This window comes from Citrobacter sp. Marseille-Q5395, from assembly GCF_947057495.1.
Lineage (GTDB): Bacteria > Pseudomonadota > Gammaproteobacteria > Enterobacterales > Enterobacteriaceae > Citrobacter > Citrobacter murliniae.
This window is the reverse complement of sequence record NZ_CAMSEL010000059.1, coordinates 1-2,614: the sequence shown is the minus strand read 5'-3', so window position 1 is coordinate 2,614 and position 2,614 is coordinate 1. Positions and strand designations below refer to the sequence as shown.

Genomic DNA, 2,614 nt, shown 5'->3' with positions numbered 1-2,614 from the left:
GTGCGGCAAGCACTGCGCCATTTGGTGGGGTAGGCGCATCCGGGAACCATCGCGCCAGTGCCTGGTATGCCGCAGATTATTGCGCCTGGCCGATGGCGAGTCTGGAGTCACCACTATTAACGCTGCCTGCGGCCCTTAGTCCGGGACTGGATTTTTCACGCGAGGGTAAAATATGAAAGCGCGTGAGGTCAATTTCGACGGGCTGGTAGGGCTGACGCATCACTATGCTGGGTTGTCATTTGGCAATGAGGCTTCGACGCAACACCGTTTTCAGGTGTCGAATCCCCGTCTGGCGGCAAAGCAGGGTCTGTTAAAGATGAAAGCGCTGGCGGATGCGGGATTTCCTCAGGCGGTGATCCCTCCCCATGAACGTCCGTTTATTCCGGCGCTGCGCCAGCTTGGATTCAGCGGCAGCGACGAGCAGGTGCTGGAAAAGGTGGCGCGCCAGGCGCCTCACTGGCTCTCCAGCGTCAGCTCCGCATCGCCAATGTGGGTGGCGAATGCGGCAACGGTTTGTCCTTCTGCTGATTCGCTGGATGGGAAAGTGCATCTGACGGTTGCCAACCTGAATAATAAATTCCACCGTTCGCTGGAAGCACCGACCACTGAATCGCTGTTGCGGGCGATTTTCCGCGATGAGAAAACCTTTTCGGTTCACGGTGTGCTGCCGCAGGTCGCGTTGCTGGGCGATGAAGGGGCGGCGAACCATAACCGTCTCGGTGGTGACTACGGCGGGCCTGGTGTACAGCTGTTTGTTTATGGCCGCGAAGAGGGAAATGCAACGCAACCGAAGCGCTATCCGGCGCGGCAATCCCGCGAGGCCAGCGAAGCCGTGGCGCGGTTGAATCAGGTTAACCCGCATCAGCTAATTTTTGCCCAACAAAACCCGGATGTCATCGATCTCGGAGTCTTCCATAACGATGTTATTGCGGTGTCGAATCGTCAGGTGTTGTTTTGCCATGAGCTGGCGTTTGCCAGACAGCAAGCGTTGTTGAGTCAGCTACGTACACAGGTGGCTGGATTTACTGCGCTTGAAGTGCCCTCAGCGGAAGTTTCAGTGCAGGATGCGGTAGCGACATACCTGTTTAACAGCCAGTTGTTGAGTTGTGATGATGGCTCGATGATGCTGATTTTACCGCAGGAGTGCCGGGAACATGCTGGCGTATGGCGTTATCTGCACCATGTGCTGGAAGGTGATAACCCGATCAACGATCTGCGGGTATTTGATCTGCGGGAAAGTATGTCTAACGGCGGTGGTCCTGCTTGTCTGCGCCTACGGGTAGTATTAACCCCACAAGAGCTACAAGCTGTTAATCCGGCGGTTATCATGAATGATACGTTATTCAATACGCTGAATAACTGGGTCGACCGTTACTACCGGGATCGTCTGACCGCCGCTGATCTCGCCGACCCGCAACTGCTGCGTGAAGGCCGCGAAGCGCTGGATTCGCTGACACAATTACTGAACCTCGGTTCTGTTTACCCCTTCCAGCAGGAGCTGTGAGCTATGGAAAATTTTCTTGCCCTGACGCTCGCGGGTACTGCGCCGGATACTATCCAGGGTAAAGCACATGGTTTTAACTGGCAGTGGCGCGGACATGGCATTCTGGAACTTACGCCTCTTGCTCCGGTTGAACGTTCGCTGGTGCTTTCCGCTGGTATACATGGCAATGAAACTGCACCGGTAGAAATGCTTGATGTGTTGTTGTCAGGATTGTTTAGCGGCAAGCTGACTTTAACCTGGCGAATGTTGGTGATACTGGGTAATCCGCAGGCGCTGACTGCGGGTAAGCGCTATTGTCATAGCGATCTGAATCGCATGTTTGGCGGTCGATGGCAGATATTTGCCGCAAGTGGTGAAACGCTGCGAGCCCGTGAGCTGGAGCTGTGTCTGGAGGATTTTTATTCACGTGCAACAGAGACGGTGCGTTGGCATCTGGATCTCCATACCGCTATTCGTGGTTCACATCATCTGCGCTTCGGTGTATTGCCGCAGCGCAACGTGCCGTGGGACGAAGGGTTTCTGTCCTGGTTGGGGGATGCGGGGCTGGAGGCGCTGGTTTTCCATCAGGCGCCGGGCGGAACGTTCACTCACTTTAGCGGAGAGCATTTTGGTGCGCTGGCTTGTACGCTGGAACTGGGTAAAGCATTGCCGTTTGGACAAAACGATCTGACTCAATTTGCGCAGACAGCAGATGCGCTGGCCTGTTTGCTGAAGGGGGAATGTAGTGGTGCAGAGGACACATTCCCGGTGCGCTATCGCGTGGTGTCGCAAATTACACGGCGTAGCGACGATTTTATTTTGCATATGGATAACCAGACGCTGAACTTTACGCCATTCAGGGAGGGGACGTTGCTGGCACAGGATGGCGATGAGCGTTTTATTGTCACCCACGATGTTGAATATGTTCTCTTTCCAAACCCCAATGTGGCTTGTGGCTTACGTGCCGGGTTGATGCTGGAAAGGTTGTGACTGAAATATTTGCCCCAGGAACCAGATAATCAGGTAACTGGGGTAAGCCAGAGCAGCTACAAAAATATAATTTGGAAGATAAAGGATATATTACAGATTATTCCTGGTAAGTTGCTTTCTTAATAATCAGAGTTCAGGTAT

2 protein-coding genes and 1 pseudogene are annotated in these 2,614 nt (G+C 53.8%); all 3 read left to right on the top strand.

All coding sequences use genetic code 11. The annotated features are described in order from the left end of the window. Positions 1–176, top strand: a pseudogene (gene astD / locus OH663_RS25910) (succinylglutamate-semialdehyde dehydrogenase); the annotation flags it as partial. Continuing rightward, positions 173–1,504, top strand: a complete 1,332-nt coding sequence (gene astB, locus OH663_RS25905; RefSeq protein WP_200011623.1) for an N-succinylarginine dihydrolase — start codon at positions 173–175, stop codon at positions 1,502–1,504. The pseudogene astD and the gene astB, both read left to right, overlap by 4 nt. Positions 1,505–1,507: 3 nt before the next feature. Next, entirely contained in the window at positions 1,508–2,473 is a 966-nt protein-coding gene (gene astE, locus OH663_RS25900; protein WP_048221603.1) for a succinylglutamate desuccinylase, read from the top strand. The last annotated feature ends 141 nt before the right edge of the window (positions 2,474–2,614 follow it).

Coding starts and splice junctions, on each gene's coding strand:
- astB (WP_200011623.1), top strand. CDS start 173: ATGAAAGCGCGTGAGGTCAATTTCGACGGGCTGGTAGGGCTGACGCAT.
- astE (WP_048221603.1), top strand. CDS start 1,508: ATGGAAAATTTTCTTGCCCTGACGCTCGCGGGTACTGCGCCGGATACT.